Source organism: Streptomyces sp. NPDC104581 (genome assembly GCF_055583685.1).
The window spans coordinates 10,069-30,255 of the sequence record NZ_JBVJNN010000062.1 but is presented as its reverse complement, the minus strand read 5'-3'; the positions used below and the strand labels follow the sequence as shown (position 1 = coordinate 30,255).

General features: G+C 67.2%; 26 protein-coding genes and 2 pseudogenes. 20 read left to right on the top strand and 8 right to left on the bottom strand.

Going from position 1 to position 20,187, the window contains the following annotated elements; genetic code table 11:
* Positions 1-343: 343 nt before the first annotated feature.
* Positions 344-739: pseudogene (locus tag ACZ61E_RS30885) on the bottom strand (DNA-3-methyladenine glycosylase); the annotation flags it as partial.
* A 64-nt stretch (positions 740-803) separates the two neighbouring features.
* On the opposite strand from ACZ61E_RS30885, the gene ACZ61E_RS30880 reads away from it, so the two are divergent.
* From ACZ61E_RS30880 to ACZ61E_RS30830, 11 genes are all read left to right on the top strand, one after another.
* Positions 804-1,898 (top strand): hypothetical protein, encoded by a 1,095-nt coding sequence (locus ACZ61E_RS30880; RefSeq protein WP_469703545.1) that lies wholly within the window; start codon positions 804-806, stop codon positions 1,896-1,898.
* Positions 1,899-1,983: 85 nt separating this feature from the next.
* A complete protein-coding gene (locus tag ACZ61E_RS30875) occupies positions 1,984-3,420 on the top strand; it encodes a recombinase family protein (protein WP_469703544.1) in 1,437 nt (478 codons plus the stop codon).
* A gap of 239 nt (positions 3,421-3,659) precedes the next feature.
* The gene (locus ACZ61E_RS30870; RefSeq protein WP_325744806.1) at positions 3,660-3,869 is read left to right on the top strand and encodes a hypothetical protein; all 210 of its coding nucleotides are present in this window, start codon (positions 3,660-3,662) and stop codon (positions 3,867-3,869) included.
* Positions 3,853-4,356 carry a DUF6879 family protein gene (locus ACZ61E_RS30865; RefSeq protein WP_469703542.1) on the top strand — a complete coding sequence of 168 codons (504 nt, stop codon included), beginning with the start codon at positions 3,853-3,855 and terminating at the stop codon, positions 4,354-4,356. Before ACZ61E_RS30870 ends, ACZ61E_RS30865 begins: the two co-directional genes overlap by 17 nt.
* Entirely contained in the window at positions 4,353-5,186 is an 834-nt protein-coding gene (locus ACZ61E_RS30860) for a helix-turn-helix domain-containing protein (protein WP_469703540.1), read from the top strand. The genes ACZ61E_RS30865 and ACZ61E_RS30860 overlap by 4 nt, the downstream gene beginning before the upstream one ends.
* Before the next feature lie 89 nt (positions 5,187-5,275).
* A complete protein-coding gene (locus ACZ61E_RS30855) occupies positions 5,276-5,479 on the top strand; it encodes a hypothetical protein (protein ID WP_469703539.1) in 204 nt (67 codons plus the stop codon).
* Positions 5,476-5,703, top strand: coding sequence for a DUF7848 domain-containing protein (locus ACZ61E_RS30850; protein ID WP_469703537.1), 228 nt, complete (start codon positions 5,476-5,478; stop codon positions 5,701-5,703). The genes ACZ61E_RS30855 and ACZ61E_RS30850 overlap by 4 nt, the downstream gene beginning before the upstream one ends.
* Before the next feature lie 713 nt (positions 5,704-6,416).
* A complete protein-coding gene (locus ACZ61E_RS30845) occupies positions 6,417-6,599 on the top strand; it encodes a helix-turn-helix transcriptional regulator (RefSeq protein ID WP_329234716.1) in 183 nt (60 codons plus the stop codon).
* Positions 6,596-6,835 carry a hypothetical protein gene (locus ACZ61E_RS30840; protein ID WP_469703535.1) on the top strand — a complete coding sequence of 80 codons (240 nt, stop codon included), beginning with the start codon at positions 6,596-6,598 and terminating at the stop codon, positions 6,833-6,835. The genes ACZ61E_RS30845 and ACZ61E_RS30840 overlap by 4 nt, the downstream gene beginning before the upstream one ends.
* A gap of 108 nt (positions 6,836-6,943) precedes the next feature.
* Entirely contained in the window at positions 6,944-7,807 is an 864-nt protein-coding gene (locus tag ACZ61E_RS30835) for a hypothetical protein (RefSeq protein ID WP_469703534.1), read from the top strand.
* A 494-nt stretch (positions 7,808-8,301) separates the two neighbouring features.
* Complete coding sequence (locus ACZ61E_RS30830) at positions 8,302-8,505, top strand: hypothetical protein (protein ID WP_469703532.1); 204 nt, start codon at positions 8,302-8,304, stop codon at positions 8,503-8,505.
* Positions 8,506-8,625: 120 nt separating this feature from the next.
* On the opposite strand, the gene ACZ61E_RS30825 is transcribed toward ACZ61E_RS30830, so the two are convergent.
* Positions 8,626-8,787 carry a hypothetical protein gene (locus ACZ61E_RS30825; RefSeq protein ID WP_469703531.1) on the bottom strand — a complete coding sequence of 54 codons (162 nt, stop codon included), beginning with the start codon at positions 8,785-8,787 and terminating at the stop codon, positions 8,626-8,628.
* A gap of 493 nt (positions 8,788-9,280) precedes the next feature.
* Between ACZ61E_RS30825 and ACZ61E_RS30820 the strand changes: the two genes are divergently transcribed.
* From ACZ61E_RS30820 to ACZ61E_RS30800, 5 genes are all read left to right on the top strand, one after another.
* Positions 9,281-9,502, top strand: a complete 222-nt coding sequence (locus tag ACZ61E_RS30820; protein ID WP_469703530.1) for a hypothetical protein — start codon at positions 9,281-9,283, stop codon at positions 9,500-9,502.
* 3 nt (positions 9,503-9,505) lie between these two features.
* On the top strand, positions 9,506-9,937 hold the full coding sequence (locus tag ACZ61E_RS30815; protein WP_469703528.1) for a hypothetical protein: 432 nt from the start codon (positions 9,506-9,508) through the stop codon (positions 9,935-9,937).
* A gap of 459 nt (positions 9,938-10,396) precedes the next feature.
* Positions 10,397-10,861: a hypothetical protein gene (locus tag ACZ61E_RS30810; protein WP_469703527.1), complete on the top strand. Its 465-nt coding sequence runs from the start codon at positions 10,397-10,399 to the stop codon at positions 10,859-10,861.
* A gap of 160 nt (positions 10,862-11,021) precedes the next feature.
* Positions 11,022-11,618, top strand: a complete 597-nt coding sequence (locus ACZ61E_RS30805; protein WP_469703525.1) for a hypothetical protein — start codon at positions 11,022-11,024, stop codon at positions 11,616-11,618.
* A gap of 119 nt (positions 11,619-11,737) precedes the next feature.
* Positions 11,738-12,382: a hypothetical protein gene (locus ACZ61E_RS30800; RefSeq protein WP_469703523.1), complete on the top strand. Its 645-nt coding sequence runs from the start codon at positions 11,738-11,740 to the stop codon at positions 12,380-12,382.
* Positions 12,383-12,639: 257 nt separating this feature from the next.
* On the opposite strand, the gene ACZ61E_RS30795 is transcribed toward ACZ61E_RS30800, so the two are convergent.
* Positions 12,640-13,251 (bottom strand): DNA-3-methyladenine glycosylase, encoded by a 612-nt coding sequence (locus tag ACZ61E_RS30795; protein WP_469703522.1) that lies wholly within the window; start codon positions 13,249-13,251, stop codon positions 12,640-12,642.
* 14 nt (positions 13,252-13,265) lie between these two features.
* A pseudogene (locus tag ACZ61E_RS30790) lies at positions 13,266-13,523 on the bottom strand (DNA-3-methyladenine glycosylase); the annotation flags it as partial.
* 85 nt (positions 13,524-13,608) lie between these two features.
* Here ACZ61E_RS30790 and ACZ61E_RS30785 point away from each other — a divergent pair.
* The 3 genes from ACZ61E_RS30785 (at position 13,609) to ACZ61E_RS30775 (ending at position 15,722) form a co-directional block, all read left to right on the top strand.
* A complete protein-coding gene (locus ACZ61E_RS30785; protein WP_469703521.1) occupies positions 13,609-14,391 on the top strand; it encodes a sporulation protein in 783 nt (260 codons plus the stop codon).
* Between the two features lie 89 nt (positions 14,392-14,480).
* Positions 14,481-15,020 (top strand): YbhB/YbcL family Raf kinase inhibitor-like protein, encoded by a 540-nt coding sequence (locus tag ACZ61E_RS30780; protein ID WP_469703519.1) that lies wholly within the window; start codon positions 14,481-14,483, stop codon positions 15,018-15,020.
* A 189-nt stretch (positions 15,021-15,209) separates the two neighbouring features.
* Entirely contained in the window at positions 15,210-15,722 is a 513-nt protein-coding gene (locus tag ACZ61E_RS30775) for an HNH endonuclease (protein WP_469703518.1), read from the top strand.
* A gap of 92 nt (positions 15,723-15,814) precedes the next feature.
* Here the strand turns inward: ACZ61E_RS30775 and ACZ61E_RS30770 are convergent, their stop codons facing one another.
* From ACZ61E_RS30770 to ACZ61E_RS30755, 4 genes are all read right to left on the bottom strand, one after another.
* A complete protein-coding gene (locus ACZ61E_RS30770) occupies positions 15,815-16,582 on the bottom strand; it encodes a sulfite exporter TauE/SafE family protein (protein WP_469703516.1) in 768 nt (255 codons plus the stop codon).
* 161 nt (positions 16,583-16,743) lie between these two features.
* Positions 16,744-17,670 (bottom strand): SPFH domain-containing protein, encoded by a 927-nt coding sequence (locus ACZ61E_RS30765; protein WP_469703514.1) that lies wholly within the window; start codon positions 17,668-17,670, stop codon positions 16,744-16,746.
* 137 nt (positions 17,671-17,807) lie between these two features.
* Positions 17,808-18,239, bottom strand: coding sequence for an NfeD family protein (locus ACZ61E_RS30760; protein WP_469703513.1), 432 nt, complete (start codon positions 18,237-18,239; stop codon positions 17,808-17,810).
* Positions 18,240-18,334: 95 nt separating this feature from the next.
* Positions 18,335-19,126, bottom strand: coding sequence for an ABC transporter ATP-binding protein (locus ACZ61E_RS30755; protein WP_469703511.1), 792 nt, complete (start codon positions 19,124-19,126; stop codon positions 18,335-18,337).
* A 124-nt stretch (positions 19,127-19,250) separates the two neighbouring features.
* Here ACZ61E_RS30755 and ACZ61E_RS30750 point away from each other — a divergent pair, with 124 nt between their 5' ends.
* On the top strand, positions 19,251-20,039 hold the full coding sequence (locus tag ACZ61E_RS30750) for a hypothetical protein (protein WP_469703509.1): 789 nt from the start codon (positions 19,251-19,253) through the stop codon (positions 20,037-20,039).
* The last annotated feature ends 148 nt before the right edge of the window (positions 20,040-20,187 follow it).

Here is a 20,187-nt window from a genome sequence, read left to right as displayed (position 1 = left end):
CTTCGGTCCCGTCACCGGGCCCCTCCGGGCTTTCCCTTCGGTCCTACTGTCTTGCTGTTGTGCTGTCTTGCGTTTCCGACTCTATCAGAACCTTTCGGCGCCTGATTCCCGGTCGGCGGGAACGCTTTCAGATATACGCTTTCGCGTTTCCCTTTCGGCGTGTTCACTACGTTAACCGATCCTCCGGGGGACTCATAATCGAGCCGACTAGTTCGAATTTCGGCGCGCCGAAAGAGAACCCGTCAGGGGAGAATCGTAGGTAGTGGGTGGCCGCTGCGGGCTGCTGATGAGCAAGACCCGTTGAAAGCGGCTCGGACTACATTAGAGGTACCGACCCGGCGCGTCAAGTTGCCCGGCGACGGGGAGTGTGTGCGCGGTACGGGCTCACCGTGGGGTCCCCGTCGATCCAGAACCGCCAGGGGTGCGGGGCGCCTTCGCCGCCCACACCGGTGCGCGGGCCGTTGCGTACCTGGTCACTCGGGGGTGGTGCGCCGGTGAGCACGGACAGGGGCGATCCGTCACCGGCGCACACGTCCGTGCCGTTCAGTCCGCGGTCGACGTCCAGGCCGGTCGCCAGGCGGGCCGGGCCTTTGGCCAGTTCCTTGTCGTGGCGGGCCGAGACGCGTCGTTCCCGTACCTGGTCCTTTCCCTCTCTGACCTCGCCCGCGCGCAGCAGCACACCGCTCGCCCGGCCCACGGGACCGCACACCAGGTTGAGGCAGTGCCCCATGCCGTACGTGTGCCTCTGAGCATGTACCTCGTTCGGCCCGAGCAACGGGCCGCAGAGCGAGAGACAGGCCCCCATGAACATCACCTGGCACAAGGACGCCAAGCCCAGCACCTACTACGCCACGTTCAACGGCAAGCGCGTCGCTACGGCACGTAAGGAAGGCGGCGCGTGGATCGGCTCGGTCGTCGGTCTCGGCTTCACCTTCAGCGGTCGTCGACTGGTGGACGTCAAGGAACTGGCCCTCGTCCACGTCGAGCGCATCTACGGAGAGGGCAAGTGGACCCTCTTCCCTGCCCGTGATCTGAAGCCCGGCATGATCCTCGGACGCGACACCGGGAAGGACGGAGAGCGGGAGATCGTCTCTGTCGACGTCGACAAGGACGCGCAGACGGTCTCTGTCGAGCTCGCCTCCGAGAGTGCTCGGGAACTCGGGTTCACTCTGGACGACACGTACGACGTAGTTCAGATGGTGCGCGTCAAGGTCGAGCGGGAAGAGCTTTCCGAGACCGAGGAGACCGAGCCTGCTCCGGCCGAAGCGTGCTCCCTGTGCGGTGGGCAGGAAGGGACCCTCTTCCCCGTCGAGTCCGAGGACGGTACTCCGGAGCGTGCTCACTGGCGCTGCCTGTCCGCTCCGGCCGTCGAGGAGTCCGAGCCTGTCCGCGTCGAGGCCCCTGCGGTCGAGCTGGCCTCCGCTGTCGAGATCTGCGGCAAGCGTCGTACCGGTTGGGAGCGTCCTGGCCCCGGACGTCACCGCCTCCCCTGCATCCGCTCTGCCGGTCACGCTGGACTGCACCGGGATGCGCTCCTTGTCGAGTGGCTGGACGCAGAGGCAGGGATGCAGACCATCAACCTTCGCCTCTTCACCGCCATCGTTGACGTGATCGCCGGTACGGGAGTCCTGGTCTCCCCTCCGGCGAGCGAGGATCTGACCTTGTCCGAGGGTGGCGCTTCCCTTCACGACTCTCTACGTACCGACGCTCTCCGTCGCCTACTCCCCCACGGCATCGAAGCTCTCGAAGGCGAGGACGGCGGACTCTCCCTCGAAGGGGTCACCGACGACGGACGGAAGGTGTTCAGCCTCTACGTGTCCGACTGCATCACGACTGAGCCGGACTTCGAAGAGGTCGCCGTGTCCATCGAAGCCCTTCGACAGGCCGCCGGTCTCTGACCAGTGAGCGTCATGGGGAGGATGGCACTGGCCCGCCTCTCCTCTCAGTCACACTTCAACAGAGCGAACGAGCAGGAAGACCACGATGCGAGCGATTGTGTACGCCAGGCTTTCCCCTACCCCCAGGGGCGAGGAGTCCAAGGGTGGGAACCTGGCACAACAGGTGGAGCTGTCCGAGGCCCTGTGTGAGCGGAAGGGCTGGACGGTCGTTGACGTGATCTCCGAGAAGGACACGTCCGCTTCCAAGGGTTCGCGTAAGGGGTGGGAGCGGGTCAAGGCCATGGTGAAGGCTGGCCAGGTCGACGCCATCGTCTCGCGCCACTACGACCGGATGTACCGCACGCCCCGTGACCTCGAAGACCTGGTTGACCTGGCCGAGTCGACCGGCGTCACACTGGCCGCCGCTCAGGCTCAGGGCGTCTTGGACCTCGCGACCCCTTCGGGTCGCCTCGCTGCTCGCATCGGTGCGGTAGTCGCACGGAACGAAACCGAGATGCGAGTAGAGCGTCAGGTGCTCGGACACCAGCGGCGCAGGGAGTCGGGTAGGCCGTTCTGGAGCACTCGCCCCTTCGGCTTCGAGCGCGACGGCAGGCACCGCGAGAAGGAGGCGGAAGCCCTACGGGAGGCGTATCGAGACGTCCTGGCTGGCGTCTCCTTGTGGTCCATCGCGAAGGATTGGAACGCCCGTGGACTGCTCTCGCCTCACGGCAAGGAGTGGCGCAGCTCGAACCTCCGGGGCGTCCTCTTGAAGCCGAGGAACGCGGGTCTCCAGACCTACTCGCAGTGGGTAGAGAAGCCTGACGGAAGGCGCGTACGGCTGACCGAGGAGACCGGCACCGGCAACTGGGAGTCGATCGTCTCCGAGGGGTTGTTCCGCGCCCTGGTGCGGTACCTGAGCGACCCTGAACGGAACACGGGGGGCGGTGGCAAGCGCAAGGCCCTGTTGTCCGGCGTGGTCAAGTGCTCGAAGTGCAAGGCCGTGGTCACTCAGGGGTGGAGTAAGAAGAACGCGGCAGGCGAGCGGTACCGCATCTACACCTGTTCGGGCGGGCGGTGCATCACCTGCCCGGCAGACCCGCTCGACTCCTACGTTGTCCGCAAGGTCATCGACAGGGCCGAGGAGTGGAACGCTGCTCCCCCCACGGATGACGTAGACGAGGAGCGGGAGGCCGAGTTGCTGGCCGAGGAGATGGCTACGACCGAGAGGCGTACCGCCCTGGCGGAGATGTTCGCCGCAGGGGACATCGACGCATCGACCATGCGGGCAGGCATCGGTAGATGTGACACCGACCTGACGAGGGTCCGGACAGAGCTTGCCGACCTGGCAGCGAAGCGCGTACGCGTCGACCTGGGCGACGTCGAGTACCTGTGGGAAGAGCTCGACTACGAAGACCCCGATCGGGTCGACCACGTACGGGCCGTCGTCATGCAGGTCTGCCAACTCGTCGAGCTCATGCCGCGAGGCCGAGGGGTCCGGGCGTTCAAGTCTGATCACTGCCGGATCACCTTCCGGAATCCGTGAGCACTACGTAACGGCCGGCTGGGAGGCGGAGTCGAGCGGCCTGCCGGACCATGGAGCCCCGTTCCCTCACACCGAGGGGCGGGGCTCTCTCGGTTCCCCAAAGCCTCTGTGCGCCCCTCTGGGTGCCTCAGTTCATGCAGAGACGTGCATACCCGCGTTCTTGGGTAGACGGCCGTGGGTGGCGCTCGTACGGTCGTTGTCGACGGGCCCGACAGGGGCCGCAGACCAGGGGGTTACGCATGGCTGAGCGTGCAGGGCTTACCCGACTCACCGGTAACGGGAACGGCGAATGCGGGCAGGGCGACTGCCCGAACGTCTACCGCACCGCGTCCGGCTCGTTCGTGGTGCAAGGCGATGTGTCCGGCGCCTTCACTCCGCCGCAGGGGGAAGGGCTTGTGGAGATCCCCGAGAGCGTTCTTCGGGAGGCTGTCCGTGCTCTTGGATGGTGACGACTGGCAGGCCAAGTTCCGCGACTTCCAGACGGAAGCATGGCGGCTGGAGACCCTGCCCCAGTACCTCGTACCGCAGGAAGCCGAGGAGTTCGAGGCGTTCAAGGCAGGGGCCCGGTTCCCTGGCCCTTACTCGGACTCCTGGACGGACATGGTCCGCACTCGGAACGTGGGGCGCGTCCACATCGTGCGTCGGCCGTTGAGCGACTACCTGCGCTTCGAGTTCGAGCGGTATTACCAGCACCAGGCACCGGCAGGAGAGGACATCCGCATTCTCGACCTGACGGACCGGCCAAACCCGCTACCAGACGACATCGGCGACTACTGGATGTTCGACCGTTCCACGGTCGTGCTCATGCGCTACGAGGACGACGGCAGGCAGGTTGGCCGGGAGCTGTACGAGGGCGATCCTGCGCCGTTCATCGAGTACCAGCGCCTCGCTGTCGCAGAGTCGGTCCCCTTCCTGGAGTACGTGAAGAGCGAGTGACGTTCGAGCCCGAGGAGCTCGGCAAGACCCGGCAAGAGCTGGGCGCCATGCTCCGAGATCTACGCAAGGCGGCCGGTCTCTCCGGGGACCGGCTCGCCACGCGTTGCGCCATGTCTCAGTCGAAGGTGAGCCGCATCGAGAACGGGCAGACCCGCCCGACCCTCGTCGACATCGAGGCGCTTCTGATCGCCCTCGAAGCTCCGCCCGAAGTGGTGGCGGAAGTGTCCGCCCTCACCCGTACGGCGAACACTGAATGGCAGGACGCGCGTGGGCTCCGCCGGAAGGGACTCGACAAGAAGCAAAGGGAGTTGGCAGGGCTCGAAGCGTCGTCGGCAGAGTTCCGGTTCTTCCTGCTCTCGATGATCACCGGCCTACTCTCGACGCCGGAGTACATCAGGGCGAGCCTGGCCCACATCCCCGGTGACCACAGCAAGGCCATCGCCCGGAAGCTGGAGCGACAGGAAGTCCTGTACGACCGTTCGAAGCGGTTCACCTTCCTTCTGACTGAGCAGGCGGCACGGTCCCCGTTCCTTGCTGCCGACGCGATGGCCGTACAGCTTGACCGGCTCGCCTCCCTCACGCACCTACCGAACGTGCGCCTCGGCGTGATCCCGATGGACACCCCGCTACCGGGATGCCCCTTGAACACCTTCACGATCTACGACGGCCGGCTGGCCACGGCGGAGATGTCCACGGGCGTCATGGTGTTCCGCGATCCAAGGGACGTGCGGGCATACGCCGAGGAGTTCGCCGGGTACGAGGGGTGCGCACTGTTCGGCGAAGAAGCGAGAGCAAAGCTCGCCGAGTGGTCCGCTGCCTGCCGTGCGTGAGTTCATGCCACAACGCGACTGAACCGCACCCTCGACCTCGTCTCGGGCGATGCTCACTCCGAGACACGCAACCGGGGAGGTCGCACGGAATGAGCGCACGACAGACGGCGATGTCGGGACCGGTGAACCTGGCGCTTCCGCTCCCGCCGCCCGAAGCGGCGGCCAACTGCGAGGTGTGCACGGCGCTGGTCAAGCAACGACAGGCGGCGCGGGACAGAGGGGACCTGTCGGCGGCGACAGACGCTGATGTGGAGATCCGCAACCACCCGCACCGAACGAGGAGGGGGAGTTGACCCGCTCCATCGTCCGCTTCGTGAAGCACCGGATCACGCAGCATCCGGATACGGACGTCACCTTCGAGGCCGAGTGCCTGGCGTACGAGTGCGAGTGGAAGGCATCCCCCTCGACGGACGGCGCGACCGTCGACATCGAGTGCATGAGCCATACCGGCCGGACAGGGCATGGGAGCTTCCGGCGCCTCTGCACTTCCTTCGCTCTCGTCGAGCGGGCCGAGTAGAGCTCCGGCACCCCTCGGGACGGCGAGCGAGACTCCGAGGCATGCCGGTCACAGAGCCCCTGTCGGCCTCCCCCCGTGGCTGGCAGGGGCTCCCGTGTGAGCTGCAACTCTCTTCTGCAATCGATGCGGACTTTTCCTTGATCAACTCCCACCAGTGAGTGAGGGCCTTTCACTCCTCGGACAGCAGGTGACCGGGGTCACGGCGAAGCGACCCGGACAACTGCCCTACTCAATGGCTCTTTGTAATCAGGGGCGAGGAGCAGCCGAGCGACCCCGACTCGGGGCGTGACTGGCATCACGCTGGCTGGACCCTGACTCATGGCCCGCTCGCTCCGTATCAGCAAGTAGGGGCAAGGCGCAGCCGAGCGACCCTACGGCGAGCGTGATCGGCGTCACGGCCTGACGGTGGAAACTTCCCCCTGATCAACTCCGTATCAGTAAGTAGAGGGAGCGAGCGCAGCGAGCGACCAAGCCTCGTAGACGCTGGGCCCCTGGCGGGGCCGCAAGCCGAAGCCACTTACCCCAAGCCTTCAACGACAGGGCCTCTCTCACCCTGTCATCCCCGAGTCGATCCCGGTGTTACTCCTCCCGCCGAGCACCCCTCGTGACCGAAGCCCTGCCGACACCTCCCGCCTCCTGGGTAGTCGGCAGGGCTTCTCTCATTTGCTCCCAACAGAACATCACCGCTGTCTACGTGAAGGGAGGTCCCGCAAGTGGATCTCGATGGGAAGTACCTGACCACCCCGGAAGCCGCTCGCCGGCTCGGCATCGCTCCGGCCACGATGAGGGTCTGGCGCTCGGAAGGGCGAGGCCCCGCGTACGTGCGCGTCGGCGGAACAATCGTCTACCGCGAAGACGTCATTGCCCGTGCCGTCAAGGAGCGTGGCGCTCGATGACCCAACGCTCTACCGGCTACTGGGCGCCGACCTCGGTTTCGGCGGAATGGCTCGGTGAGCGTCACATGCTCGTCCGCCTCTTCGCCTTCCATTGCCGGATCGAAGGCAAGCTCACCGAGGCGGTCCACCATGAACCGACGCTCCAGCCAGCAACCGCGCTGAATACCGAGTGGATCTACGAAAACTTCGAGGAGTGGTCTGCGGCTTACGCCGCCTGGCGCAGACGTCGCCGCTGATCCCGAGCCGGCCGTTCCGGCCGACCACGACTCACCCTGAACTACACGCCCTCTGGCCAGATGCCAGGGGGTTTCTGTATGCACATCAACCGAAGGAGCACAACCGCAGTGGCTACCACCAAGACGACGACCAAGTCCTTCGCCGACGCCATCGCGACGGCCGAGCGTGACGCCGCCCTCAAGGCGAGCAAGGCACAGGGGGAGCTCTCCGAGCTCCGCGACAACATCGAGCGATGGAACGATGCCTACTACGAAGCGACCGGCGTGGTGCAGGGCATGAAGGCCCGCTTCGCCCGAGGCATCGAGACGGCGCCCCCGGCCGAGTTCGCCGAAGCCCTCGCGGCCGAGGAGCGCGCAAAGCTCCTCGCGAACCAGCACCTCGACAACCACGACCCTGACAGCAAGGACCGGCGCATCAGGCAGGCCGAGCGCGCCCTTCCCGCTGCCGACAAGAAGGTGGCGAAGGCGGTGGCGTCCGCCCTGCTGAAGGCGAACACCTTCCCCGCCGCGCAGGTGTTCTCAACCTTCGCGAACGTGCGCAGCCTCGTGCCGACCGAGGCCGACGCTCCGATCCTGATCGTCAGCCAGTCGGAAAGCTCCTGGGACGGCACGTACACAGACCGGCAGTACGAGCGTCGCTCCCCCGTCCCTGGCGTCATCTACAGCGCAACGGTCACCGTCACTCTGTACCGACGCCCCGAGCACCGCGACATCGTCCCTGAGCGCGTCGTCCGGGCACTGCGGGAGGTCGGCGGAGAGGTCCTCAACCCTGACTCCCTGAACGTCCTCATGCAGAGCGTGGGGGACGGCTTGGAGAAGGACGAGATCCGCTTCACCGTGAAGCAGATCGAGGACCCGAACGTCGACCCCGAGCTGAAGGCTCGGCGTGACGACTGGTACGCGTCCAGGCGCCCCACGCTGTCCACCGGCCCGCAGAGCGGCATGGACATCTTCATGGGCCTGGGCCGATGAGCCTCTGATCGGCCGTTGAGTGTCGCCCCTGGAATGGTCCGCTTTCGGGGGTGGTGCTGAACGGCCCGATCAAGGGCTGTCACACACAGGAGGCAACCCCGCATGACAGTCGTCGCTCTCGTCGCCTACATCGCCGCTCTCGTCACGCTCGTACGTACAACCGCCGATCTGCTCGTCACACCGGGAGCACCGGCGCGTAAGACCGACTGACCAAGCTCGACCAACAGAGAGGCGCCCCCTGCGTGTCGGGGGCGCCTCTTCGTCATGCCCAAGGAGGAAACCACCAGCATGAGTAAGACAACGATCTCCGTCCGCCACACCGATGTCACACGCAAGCAACTCGCAGAGATTCAGCGCATGACCGGCAGTACGATGACAGCCGAAGTCGTCACACAGGCCCTCGACCTCTACCTGTCGTACCTGAAAATGCCTGTCGGAACGCCCCTTGTAGCGACTGGTCACACGCGCATGCGACCGGCGCGAGGGGGCCACAGATGAGCCGTAAGACGTATCTCGACATCCGCAAGACAACGGCACCCGAGTTGTCACACCTGCCAGTCGGCACCATCGTCGAGCTGCCGGTAGGCACCGGCCGACTCCTCTTCCGTCACACAGCTGACGGGCGTTACTGCCCCGTCTCCGGCTCGGGCCTACCAGGCTGGCTGCTCGCCGAGGTGGCCGAGCTACTGGCACCGTGACCACGCTTCGCTCGGCCAGTGCCCTCCGAGCCTTACCCGGTCGTCGCGCGCGAGGCGCCCCCGGAGCTGGGGCCCTGAACGCCGTCCACCCCCACCGTAGAGGCAGGGGCGGACGGTTGGTCATTCGCGCTTCCGCTTGAACTCATCCGCTACAGCGCGGATGGATCGGACGGCCGCGACTGCCTTCTCGGCGATCGGCGGAATCCGTTCGAGAACTCGCTCGAACGCCACCAGCGCAGCTACGAAAGCTACGCCGAGAATCGCCCAGTATTCAGCATCCATTTTTTTCTACTTTCAGAGTCGACAACATGAACAGAGGGCTACGTTCTTCACTCGGTTCACGCGTCTTCTCCTTTCCGTCTCTGACGATACAGCAGCCCGCCCCCAACGCACCAACACGCAGGTGAAGGGCATGATTTCGAGGGTGAGGAATGGCAGCCATTACGCCCCTCTCTCTCGAAGAGATCGAGGCCCTGGAGCCCGAATACCTCGGGCCCACCTGACAGAATGACACTTTCGGCAGATGGAAGCTCCCCGAGTTCACGCTCGGGTGGCAGATCGCCGGCTGGTGCGAAGCTGGCCCGATCAGTCGGCATCATGTAGAGGCTCTCTTCCGCCTCTTCGAGGCGCACCGTAGCTCCCGCCGCTCGACGGCGGTAGAGCTGGCCACTCCGAGAGAGGCCGCCATCCCGAAGGGCTGGCAGGGGAAGCCGAGGGCACCCCGAGCGCGAACGGTACGCGCGATCTCCCATCCACAGAAGGAGGTCGCACACCCGTGCCCAAGACCAACCCCGCCGCCCCTTCCTGGGTCGGCCATACGTCCCGCTACCTCACGCTCCCCGCGAGCGAGCCGTTCCGGCTCTCCCCTCGAAAGCTGGCCCGGAAGTGCTCCATCCCCGCAGCCGAGTTCGAGTCCGGGCTTCGCACCCTGCAAGAGGAGGGCTTCCTCCGTCGCCTCGGCTACGACACCTGGCAGCTTGTCCGGCCGGTGCGGTGACCCGTGCTGGAAGACCTGTTCCCCAAGATCGAGGAGAACCGAGCCAAGCTGCGGAAGCGCGGGTACGCCCTGGCGGCCGAGCACTACCCGCCGACCGGGCAGGCGTCCCGGTGGTACGCCGACGTGATCCAGTGCGTACCTCGCAGTGGCCAACTGGTGGCGAAGCAGCTTGCCCGACTCTGCGGCGAGGACTCCCGCGTAACCGTGCCGTGGCGATCTCTGGCTGATGCCGTGGGCGTCCGGGACAGCGCCGGTCGAGAGCGCGCCTACACCGAGCGAGGCGTTCAGGCGCTCGTCGAGTCCGGGTGGCTGACGGTCGAGACAATCGGCGCCAAGCGTGGAGCGAAGACGACGTTCAGTCTGGAGCCCGGAGACCGGGCCACGGAGTGGCTGGGCTGGGTCGACGTTGACGACTGGCTCGACGAAGCGGCCTGAGAACTTTTGGCCAGAGTAGAGAGCCCGGCGCTCAGCCGATCCACTCCGAGTTTTGGCCAGAGTAGGAGTCCCTCGCCTGCTGAGAAGTTTTGGCCAGAGTAGGAAGTCACAGAGTCAGAGCACGGTCGTGCTCGGCTCCTGGCGGAGCCTCCGCGCGGACAGACACAGTCCGTCTTCGGCAACGGCGAGGCGATGCCTCGAAGCGTCTCCACCTGAGCCCGGCCGGTAGGCCGGGACTTCCCGAAGCTGCCTTGCCCGCTTGTTCTCTGGGGCCGTAGGCCCCACTTCCCAAAGCCGCCTTGAGCTCTTCGAGGACTGCCGCCTGTCGGCTCCTGGCGGAGCCTCGGGCTCGCAGTGCATCACCTACATCCCTTCGCCGTCGCGTACATCTCGTACGCCGCTGGCTCTCTACTCAGTGCCGCCGACCGGCGGCCCCGCCCCAAGGAGGTAACCCACCCCATGAACGACTACTCCCCGATCGTCACCGCCGATGGACGCAAACTGTGCGGCATCGAGTCGTGCGGCCGTCCGCATCGCGTGCACGGCCTCTGTCTGGCACACGGTCAGCGTGTCCGAGTGCACGGCGATCCGCAGGCCGACAAGCCGTTGCGCTCCCATTCCTCGCGTCCCTGGAAGGGCGACGACGTCTCGTATGTCGGTGCCCACAACCGCGTAACTCGCGCTCACGGCACGGCTGCCGAGTGGAAGTGCGCTTGCGCCTGCGGCCGACAGGCAACCGATTGGGCGTACCTCGGGACCGATCCGGCGGCGAAGGTCGACGAGACCGGCTGCCTGTACGCCGTCAGCCCTGACCACTACGCACCATTGGCGAAGTCGTGCCACCGCAGGTTCGATGCATGGCAGGCACAGCGCCGTACCGGCGTGCCTCTGGGGGCGGCCATCATCGAGGCGATGGCCGCTTGAGTGGACCGGACCCCCGCATTTTCGGGGCGATGGGTCAGTGCCTGGCTTCAGTCCGAGGTCAGGCACCCCCGCACCCGTAGATCGGCCGGCTGGCGCAGGCCGGTAACCAAGTCGCGCAAAACCAGTACGAGTTGACCCGTCTTGTCGCCACACTGAAGGGATGGATGAACTGTATGTGGTCAGGCGCCTGCCGACCTGGTATGAGGAGCCGGAGCCGGACGACGAGTACGACAACGGCACGGACCACAAGACTCTGTACGCCCTCTTCGGGCTGGCCATCTACAAGGCCAACGTCCTCGAACACTCGCTCGTGAACTTGCTCGCGATCACCAAAATCGTCTCGGCAAGGGAGCAGGGTGAGCAGCTCATGCGCGACCCCTGGGCTCAGGGCTTCAAGGACATGATGGGCAAGCTCATCAAGCGGGTGGAAGCGCACACCAACGCTTACCAGGAAGTCGGCAACGATCTCACCCACAGCCTGAAGCGGCGCAACTTCCTGGTCCACAACTTCTGGCGCGAGCGCATCCAAGAGACGATCGCCGAGGCGAGCAGAGCCAAGCTGTGCGCAGACCTGAAGGCGGACTGCCGTCTGTTCACTCAGACGGATGAGCGCTTCAGCGAGAGGGTCCTTCACCCCGTGATGGAGAGCATCGGGGTCACGGCCGAGAGCATCGAAGCCGCATACCTGGAAGAGCGCCGCGAGGCGATGGCGCGCTACGGTAGCGCGGCATTCACGACCGGGGAAGATCCGGTCTGACCTACGCCGCCGAGCAAAGACACGATCCTCTGGCAGACTGGCATTTCGACGTGATTGAGCTGGGCGTGCAGTAGCGAAAAGGCAGACGCGCCGCCTTCCTGATCTCTACAATCCAGCCCATGTTGATCGCTGGGGCCTGGTACGAGTCCGGATCTTTTTGGCAGTTCGCCATCACGACTCTCGTCGCGGTAGCGGTTGGCGCACTGGCTGCGTACGCAACCATGCGAGCCGCGAACCCAAAACGGCGTCTCGGCTACAGCACCCGCACCAACGCTTCCCTGTTCATCGCCTCTCACAGTCAGACAGGGGCACTCCAGGTGACCCACAACAGCACTCCGGTGAATCGCCCCCGAATCATCGAACTGGAACTACGGAATGCTGGCCGCCACGACATCACTGCGACGCACTTCCATGCCGGCGAGGCACTGAGGTTTGATCTCGGCGCCAATGTGGTCGGGATACTCGGAGTGACGTCCACCCCCTCCGGGACTGTTGTACCTGCTGTCGGCATCGACGCGTCGGTACCCCGGGTTGTCGCAATTCCCCCAAGCCTGCTGGCCCGCAAACAGGTGATCCGCGCGACCTTCCTGGTGGATGGTCCACGGGCAGAGGTGAGCTGCATACAAGCACCGTTGATCGACGTTGCCGTTCGGGAGGGTGGAGCCGCCCCGGAACCCGACGCTCATCGCTTCACGACGAGAGTCGTATCGGCAACTGCGGCACTCTCGACGGTCTACCTGGCGATGCAGGCCCTTCAGAGGTAGAGCGCCATCCCCAGGCGATGCCTCAGATCGACCCTGAAACCGTGGCGCGGGGGCAGGCGGTAAGACTTGGCGGTGCGAAAGATTGGCTCCAAGGGGTCACTACCCACCCCGTCCGGCCGACCGGCCGCACGTCGCCAGCCACCCGACGGGTCAGGGGAGCGCCACGCGCCACGCTCGCAAGCGATCAAGCGGCATCGGACCAAATCCTCACCGACTCACCGACAGGCCGCGAGCAAGGCACACAACGCTTCGACGGCTCAGCCGGACAGCTTGGCTCTCGGACTCAGCCGGTACGCCGAGACCGTTGGATCACCGGCAAGGTAGAAGCGGCGATGCCAGTCGTGGGCCTTGCTCACTCCTACCCGAGGGCCAACGCGGATGAGCTCAGCAGGCACCGGCTTTCCCCCCGACAGGGTGACCGAGGGGCTTGCCAGGAGGTCTGCGCCACCATGCTCCGCCGTGATGCCGAGTGCCTGGCAGAAGTTCCCTGGACCACGGGCAAGGCGCGCGCTCTCAACCCTCTCTCCTCGCCGCTTGCGCGCCAGCCTCTCCCCCTCGACTACCTCGCCCGCCCGAAGGAGGACACCCGAGGCGACGCCGTCCGCCCCTGTGGCGACATTGGCGCACCAGTGGAGACCGTGGGAGCGGTAGACGTAGAGGTGCCCCGCCGGACCGAACATCACGGCGTTGCGTTCAGTGCGCCCCCGGTAGGCGTGCGAGGCAGGATCGGCCTCCCCCTCGTACGCCTCCACCTCTGTGACGCGCGCCACAACTGTACCCTCGTCGGTCTGCGTGCGAAGTAGACATCCGAGCAGGTTGGGAGCCACTACCTCCACGGAACGGCTCAGGTCGGGAAGGGGAAGGTTCACGCTGACCGACTTGACATCCCGTAGGTGAAGTAGACGTACGCGTGACCGGGCGGGCCGAACATCACGTCGTTGCGGGCCGTCCTGCCGCGGTAGGCGTGGGAGCCCGGGTCGATGTCGCCCGCGTACGCCTCCACCTCGGTGAGGCGCAGCTCGATGGTTCCCTCCGCCGTGCGGCGCAGGAGAGTTCGGCCCAGGAGGTCGGGGGCGACTTCCAGCACGGGGCGGTTGAAGAAGTCGCGGGGCAGCGGCGTACGGTCGGGGCGCTCGATCATGCCGTCCGAGCGTAGCGGGGGAACCGCCCGCGGCCGTGGCGCGTATGTAGACGCGTACAGAGGTCAGGATCCAGGAGGAGTGACTATGGGCTTCAAGAGGCTGCTCGCGAGCATGGGCGCCGGCGGGGCGTCCGTCGAGACCGAGCTGACCGAGCAGAACGTCGTGCCGGGCGGGGTCGTCCAGGGCGAGGTGCGCATCCAGGGCGGGTCGGTCGCTCAGCAGATCGAGGGTCTCTCGGTCGGTCTCCAGGCGCGCGTCGAGGTCGAGGGCGGTGACCAGGAGGTCAAGCAGGACCTGGAGTTCGTCAAGCAGCGCCTGGGCGGGGCCTTCGAGGTGCAGGCCGGTGCGGTGCACGTCGTGCCGTTCGGGCTGGAGATCCCGTGGGAGACCCCGGTGACGAGCATCGCCGGGCAGCAGCTGCACGGCATGAACATCGGTGTGACGACGGAGCTGGAGATCGCGCGGGCGCTGGACTCCGGCGACCTGGACCCGATCAACGTGCACCCGCTGCCGGCCCAGCAGGCCATCCTGGACGCCTTCATCGCCCTGGACTTCCGCTTCAAGAGCGCGGACATGGAGCGCGGGCACATCCGCGGGACGCGTCAGCGGCTGCCGTTCTACCAGGAGATCGAGTTCGTTCCACCGCAGCGGTACCGCGGGCTGAACCAGGTCGAGCTGACGTTCGTCGCGGACGACCGCGAGATGGACGTCATCCTGGAGATGGACAAGAAGGCGGGCCTCTTCAGTGAGGGCAGCGACTCGTTCCGGGCGTTCAAGGTGGGTCTCCACGACTTCCAGGGAACCGACTGGCCCGCCTACCTCAACCAGTGGATCGCGGACGTCGGCGGACGTCGTAACTGGGCCTGACGTCCGTCCCGTTCTAGTCTCGGCTTCGGAAGGCCGTCGGGCCGCGGTTGGCGGCCCGGCGGCACGAAGCCGAATCCGGAGGTTCAGTAGTGACCGAGGCGAAGAGGGCTCCGCTCCCTCACGACTTCCTGCCGCCCGTGCCGTCCTTCACCGTGGTGAGTGACGACATCGAGCCCGGCGCGGTCCTGAAGGACGCCCAGGTCTTCGCGGCGGGCAACACGTCGCCGCATCTGCGGTGGGAGGGGTTCCCCGCGGAGACGAGGAGTTTCGCCGTCACGTGTTTCGATCCCGACGCGCCGACGGGGAGCGGTTTCTGGCACTGGTCGCTGTTCGACATTCCGGTGTCGGTCACCGAACTGCCCGCCGGCGCGGGCTCCGGCTCGTTCGAGGGGCTGCCGAAGGGCGCCGTGCACGTCCGTAACGACTACGGGTCGAAGGACTTCGGGGGCGCCGCTCCCCCGGAGGGCGACCCCGCGCACCGCTATGTGTTCACCGTGTACGCGGTGGACAGCGAGACGCTGGGGCCGGATTCGGACGCGTCGCCGGCCGTGGTCGGCTTCAATCTGCGGTACCACACGCTGGCGCGTGCGCAGCTGATCGGTGAGTTCACCGCTCCGGCGGCCGGCTGAGCGTTCAGCTGTTGTTTGCCCTGCCCTGGTCTTGGAGAGATCAGAGCAGGGCATTTTTTTGTTGCGGGGGTATTTGGGGTCGTCCCCGGAACTCGGTTCGGCGGATATTGCGTTGTCCATCCTGGCGCGCCCGGCCAGAGTTGATCCCAGCCCGCCGTCCGGCGGGGCGGCACACGGGAGGTGGGCGGGATGCGGGACACGCTGGTACTGAACGCGAGCTTCGAGCCGCTGTCGACGGTGACACTCAACCGTGCGGTGGTACTGGTCCTTCAGGACAAGGCCGTCGTCGAGCAGTCCCACCCCGGCCTGCGGGTGCGCGCGGCGGCGGTGGATCTTCCGGTGCCCCGGGTGATCAGGCTCTGCCGGTACGTACGGGTGCCCTTCCGAAGACAGGCTCCGTGGTCGAGGCGTGGGGTGCTGATACGCGACCAGCACCGGTGTGCGTACTGCGGCCGGCGCGGGACGACCGTGGACCATGTGGTGCCGCGGTCGCGTGGTGGTGCGGACAGCTGGCTCAATACCGTCGCCTCGTGTGCCGAGGACAATCACCGCAAGGCCGACCGGACGCCGGAGCAGGCGGGGATGCCGCTGCTGTACGAGCCGTTCGTGCCGTCGCCGGCCGACGCGATGCTGCTGGCGTTGCGGGCGGGCGAGCGTTCGGCGCTGCCGCAGTGGCTCGCGGGGGTCGGGACGGCCGCGTAGGCGGCCGGAGAAGGCACAGGGGGCGCAGGGGGGCGAGCGGACTCCGGTGGGGGCGGGCCGTGGGTGCGGTCCGCCCGGCGGCCGGGGCCGGGTCAGCGGGTGACGAGTTGGACGACGGCCGCCGTGCCGACGACCACGATGAGTCCGCGCAGCACCGTGGGGGACAGCCGCCGGCCGACCTTCGCGCCGATCTGGCCGCCGATCGCCGAGCCGACGGCGATGAGTACGACCGCCGTCCAGTCGAAGTGCGCGACGAAGAGGAAGAACAGCGCCGCGATGGTGTTGACGATGGCGGCGAGGACGTTCTTGACGGCGTTGAGCCGCTGCATCTCCTCGTCGATGAGCATGCCCATCAGGGACATGTAGATGATCCCCTGGGCCGCCGTGAAGTAGCCCCCGTAGACGCTGGCGGTCAGTACGCCGACGACGAGCAGCGGCCCGCCGTCGGTCTTCGTGATGACGTTCCTGCGCTCGCGGCGGCGCTGGACGGCCTTGGAGAGCCGGGGCTGGAGGATCACCAGCACGAGGGCGAGGCTGACGAGGACCGGCACGATCGTCTCGAAGGCCGTCGAGGGCAGGGAGACGAGGAGGATCGCTCCGCAGAGACCGCCGCAGACGGCGGCGGCGCCGAGGCGGATGACGCGGCGGCGCTGTCCGGTGAGTTCCGCGCGGTAGCCGATGGCTCCGCTGACGGCGCCCGGTATCAGGCCGAGCGCGTTGGAGACGGTGGCGGTGACGGGGGGCATGCCGGTCGCGAGCAGTACGGGGAAGGTGATCAGCGTCCCCGACCCGACCATGGCGTTGATGGTTCCGGCGCAGGTGCCCGCGACGAAGACGGCGAGCATCTCCCAGATGGTCACGCGGTACGCCCCTCGGTGATCGGTGGTTGCTGCACCGATCATGCCCGACGCGGGGCCGTGCTCCGAACCACGGGCCACGGTCCCCTACGACCGGCTGGTGCGTCGCGTACGGGACCGTGGCCCACCCGCGGATCAGCGCGGGCGGACCGGTGCGGGCCGGATCAGTCGAGCTTCGGCTGCTGGCGCTCCTTGCCGGTGTTGAAGCCCGGTACGCCGGCGCCGAGGTTGTCGAACGCGCCGCTGAGCCCCTTGAGCGCGTCGCCGATCTCGCTGGGCACGATCCAGAGCTTGTTGGCGTCGCCCTCGGCGATCTTGGGGAGCATCTGGAGGTACTGGTAGGCGAGGAGCTTCTGGTCGGGGTCTCCGGCGTGGATGGACTCGAAGACCGTACGGATGGCCTGGGCCTCGCCCTCGGCGCGCAGGGCTGCCGCCTTGGCCTCACCTTCGGCGCGCAGGATCGCCGACTGCTTCTCGCCCTCGGCGGTCAGGATCGCCGATTGCCGAATGCCCTCGGCGGTGAGGATCGCGGCGCGCTTGTCGCGGTCGGCGCGCATCTGCTTCTCCATCGAGTCCTGGATGGAGGTGGGCGGCTCGATGGCCTTCAGCTCGACGCGGTTGACGCGGATGCCCCACTTGCCGGTGGCTTCGTCGAGGACACCGCGCAGGGCCGCGTTGATCTCCTCGCGGGAGGTGAGGGTCCGCTCCAGGTCCATGCCACCGATGATGTTGCGCAGCGTGGTGACGGTGAGCTGTTCGATCGCCTGGATGTAGCTGGCCACTTCGTATGTCGCGGCGCGGGCGTCGGTGACCTGGTAATAGATCACGGTGTCGATGTTGACGACCAGGTTGTCCTGGGTGATCACCGGCTGGGGCGGGAAGGGGACGACCTGTTCCCGGAGGTCGATCCGGTTGCGGATCGAGTCGATGAACGGGACCACGATGTTCAGGCCCGCGTTGAGCGTGCGGGTGTAGCGCCCGAAGCGCTCCACGATGGCGGCGCTCGCCTGCGGGATGACCTGGATCGTCTTGATCAGGGCGATGAATACAAGCACCACCAGGATGACCAGGACGATGATGATTGATGGCATCGCGTTTCCTACTGCCCTTCGCTGCCGGACTGCCGGACTGTCAGATGATCTAGTTTCGCAGAACACGCCTGCGTGTGGGGGGTGTTCTGCCTGGTTGGCTCAGTTCGGACGGCGTACCCGGGGATGTGCGGGCGCGTTCACATCACCACGGCGGTCGCGCCGTCGATGTCGGCGACGTCGACCTTCTCCCCCGCTTCAAAGACCTGTTCGGCGTCGAGGGCGCGTGCGGACCAGATCTCACCGGCGAGTTTGATCCTGCCACCGCCGCTGTCGACCCGTTCCACGACCACGGCCTGACGCCCTTTCAGGGCATCGATTCCCGTGGCCAGGCGGGGAGTTCGGGAGCCGCCCTGTCTGGCCGCCAGTGGCCGGACCACGGCGATGAGGGCGACCGACACCCCCACGAAGACGAGGACCTGCGCCACGATTCCGCCACCGAGCGCCGCGACGACGGCACCGGCCACCGCGCCGGCGGAGAACATCCCGAATTCGGGCATCGCCGTCAGGACGAGCGGAATTCCCAGTCCCACGGCCGCGATCAGCCACCACACCCACGCTTCGATTTCCACAATCATCATGGTAGGGGGGCGAGTCCGGTCCGGACAGGGGTGCGATCAGGTCATCGGGGCGTACGGGCGCCGTGCGGACCGCCGGGGAGCGGTGGTCAGCGCAGGGGCAGACCGCGGGCGGACCAGCGGTCGTCGGCGTGCTCGACGACGAGCGGGAGGCCGAAGCAGAGGGAGAGGTTACGGGACGTCAGCTCGGTCTCCATGGGCCCGGCGGCGAGGACCTTGCCCTGGCGGATCATCAGGACGTGCGTGAAGCCGGGGGCGATCTCCTCGACATGGTGGGTCACCATGATCATGGAGGGGGCGTACGGGTCCCTGGCGAGCCGGCCGAGGCGGCGTACGAGATCTTCCCGGCCGCCGAGGTCGAGACCGGCGGCGGGCTCGTCCAGGAGCAGCAGTTCGGGGTCGGTCATCATCGCGCGGGCGATCAGGGTGCGCTTGCGTTCACCCTCGGAGAGGGTGCCGAACCTGCGGTCCAGGTACTCGGTCATGCCGAGCCGGTCGAGGAAGGCGCGGGCGCGCTGTTCGTCGACCTCGTCGTAGTCCTCGTGCCAGGTGGCGGTCATGCCGTACGCGGCGGTGAGGACCGTCTGGAGCACGGTCTGGCGCTTGGGCAGCTTCTCGGCCATGGCGACGCCGGCCATGCCGATGCGGGGGCGGAGTTCGAAGACGTCGACCTTGCCCAGCTTGTCGCCGAGGATCTTCACCTTGCCCTTGGAGGGGAAGAGATAGCTGGACGCGAGGTTGAGGAGGGTCGTCTTCCCGGCGCCGTTGGGGCCGAGGATGACCCACCGTTCGCCTTCCTTGACGGACCAGGAGACGTCGTCCACCAGAGCGCGGCCGTCGCGGACCACGGATACGTCCACCAGCTCCAGTACATCGCTCATGAGCGCGTTGTCTCCCCATGCTGTCGTGAGATCCGGCATGCGCCTGTGGGCGCTGCTCCACAGGGAAAACCTACGCCACCGGTCCGGCGGTCAACTCCTTAGGTCCGTTCCCTAGGCTGGGCCCATGCTTCTGGAACCACGCTCAGGACTCCTGGCGGCCTGGGGAAATGCCCTCCTTGCCGGTTTCGTATCGCCGGACGACGCGGTGCTCGCGATCGTCGGGCCGGACGCGGTGCACCGGGTGGCCGGGCTGCCGGGTGAGACGGGACCGGTCGGTCTGACGCTGGCGCTGGGCCGGCTGCGCGGGCTGGGGGTGACCGGGTACCGGGTGGCGCTTCCGGCGCCGGGGCATCCGCTGGGGCTCAGCGGGCCGCCGGAGTTCAACGCCCGTGCGCTGGAGGCCGGGGAGGCGGTGGTCGCGTCGGGGGCGCCGTACGGGCTGGTGCCCGGGGTGTCCGCGGTGGGGCCGGAGGGTGATCTGCACGTCGAGGTGGTCTGGGACTGTCTGCCGGTGCGGGAGGCGCCGCCGGCGGACGTGCCGTCGCTCGGCGAGGCGGAGCGGGAGTTGGCCGAGGCGCTGCGGGAGGCGACGGATGTGCTGTCGCGGCTGGATGTGGCGGGGTCGGGGCCGGTGGCGGAGGCGGCGCTGGACGCGTACCGGGCGCGGGCCGAGCGTGGCCGTGACGTGCTGGCTCCGGGCTACCCGCCGCGTGCGGTACGGGTGCTGGAGCTGGCGCAGCGGGTGGGTCTGCTGGTGGGGCTGGCGCGGGAGAACGGGCACGGCGGGGCGGTGAGCGCGTCGGAGATGGCGGCGCGGGGTGAGGCGCTGCGGCCGGTGGAGCGGGTGTCGCGGCGGGCACAGGTGGCGGCGTACAACGCGTATGTGGAGGAGCTGGACCGCGGGCCGCGCTGAACGGCCCCCGGGATGTGACATACGGCACGGCCCCGGGGGGGGGGGGGGGGGGGGGGGGAGGGGGGGGGGGGGGGGTGGAGGGGGGGGGGGGGGGGGGGGGGGGGGGGGGGGGGTGGGGGGGGAGGTTGGGTCTGCCCATTTTGGCGAG

Coding starts and splice junctions, on each gene's coding strand:
- ACZ61E_RS30880 (WP_469703545.1), top strand. CDS start 804: ATGAACATCACCTGGCACAAGGACGCCAAGCCCAGCACCTACTACGCC.
- ACZ61E_RS30875 (WP_469703544.1), top strand. CDS start 1,984: ATGCGAGCGATTGTGTACGCCAGGCTTTCCCCTACCCCCAGGGGCGAG.
- ACZ61E_RS30870 (WP_325744806.1), top strand. CDS start 3,660: ATGGCTGAGCGTGCAGGGCTTACCCGACTCACCGGTAACGGGAACGGC.
- ACZ61E_RS30855 (WP_469703539.1), top strand. CDS start 5,276: ATGAGCGCACGACAGACGGCGATGTCGGGACCGGTGAACCTGGCGCTT.
- ACZ61E_RS30840 (WP_469703535.1), top strand. CDS start 6,596: ATGACCCAACGCTCTACCGGCTACTGGGCGCCGACCTCGGTTTCGGCG.
- ACZ61E_RS30830 (WP_469703532.1), top strand. CDS start 8,302: ATGAGCCGTAAGACGTATCTCGACATCCGCAAGACAACGGCACCCGAG.
- ACZ61E_RS30825 (WP_469703531.1), bottom strand. CDS start 8,787: ATGGATGCTGAATACTGGGCGATTCTCGGCGTAGCTTTCGTAGCTGCG.
- ACZ61E_RS30810 (WP_469703527.1), top strand. CDS start 10,397: ATGAACGACTACTCCCCGATCGTCACCGCCGATGGACGCAAACTGTGC.
- ACZ61E_RS30805 (WP_469703525.1), top strand. CDS start 11,022: ATGGATGAACTGTATGTGGTCAGGCGCCTGCCGACCTGGTATGAGGAG.
- ACZ61E_RS30800 (WP_469703523.1), top strand. CDS start 11,738: ATGTTGATCGCTGGGGCCTGGTACGAGTCCGGATCTTTTTGGCAGTTC.
- ACZ61E_RS30785 (WP_469703521.1), top strand. CDS start 13,609: ATGGGCTTCAAGAGGCTGCTCGCGAGCATGGGCGCCGGCGGGGCGTCC.
- ACZ61E_RS30775 (WP_469703518.1), top strand. CDS start 15,210: ATGCGGGACACGCTGGTACTGAACGCGAGCTTCGAGCCGCTGTCGACG.
- ACZ61E_RS30765 (WP_469703514.1), bottom strand. CDS start 17,670: ATGCCATCAATCATCATCGTCCTGGTCATCCTGGTGGTGCTTGTATTC.
- ACZ61E_RS30755 (WP_469703511.1), bottom strand. CDS start 19,126: ATGAGCGATGTACTGGAGCTGGTGGACGTATCCGTGGTCCGCGACGGC.
- ACZ61E_RS30750 (WP_469703509.1), top strand. CDS start 19,251: ATGCTTCTGGAACCACGCTCAGGACTCCTGGCGGCCTGGGGAAATGCC.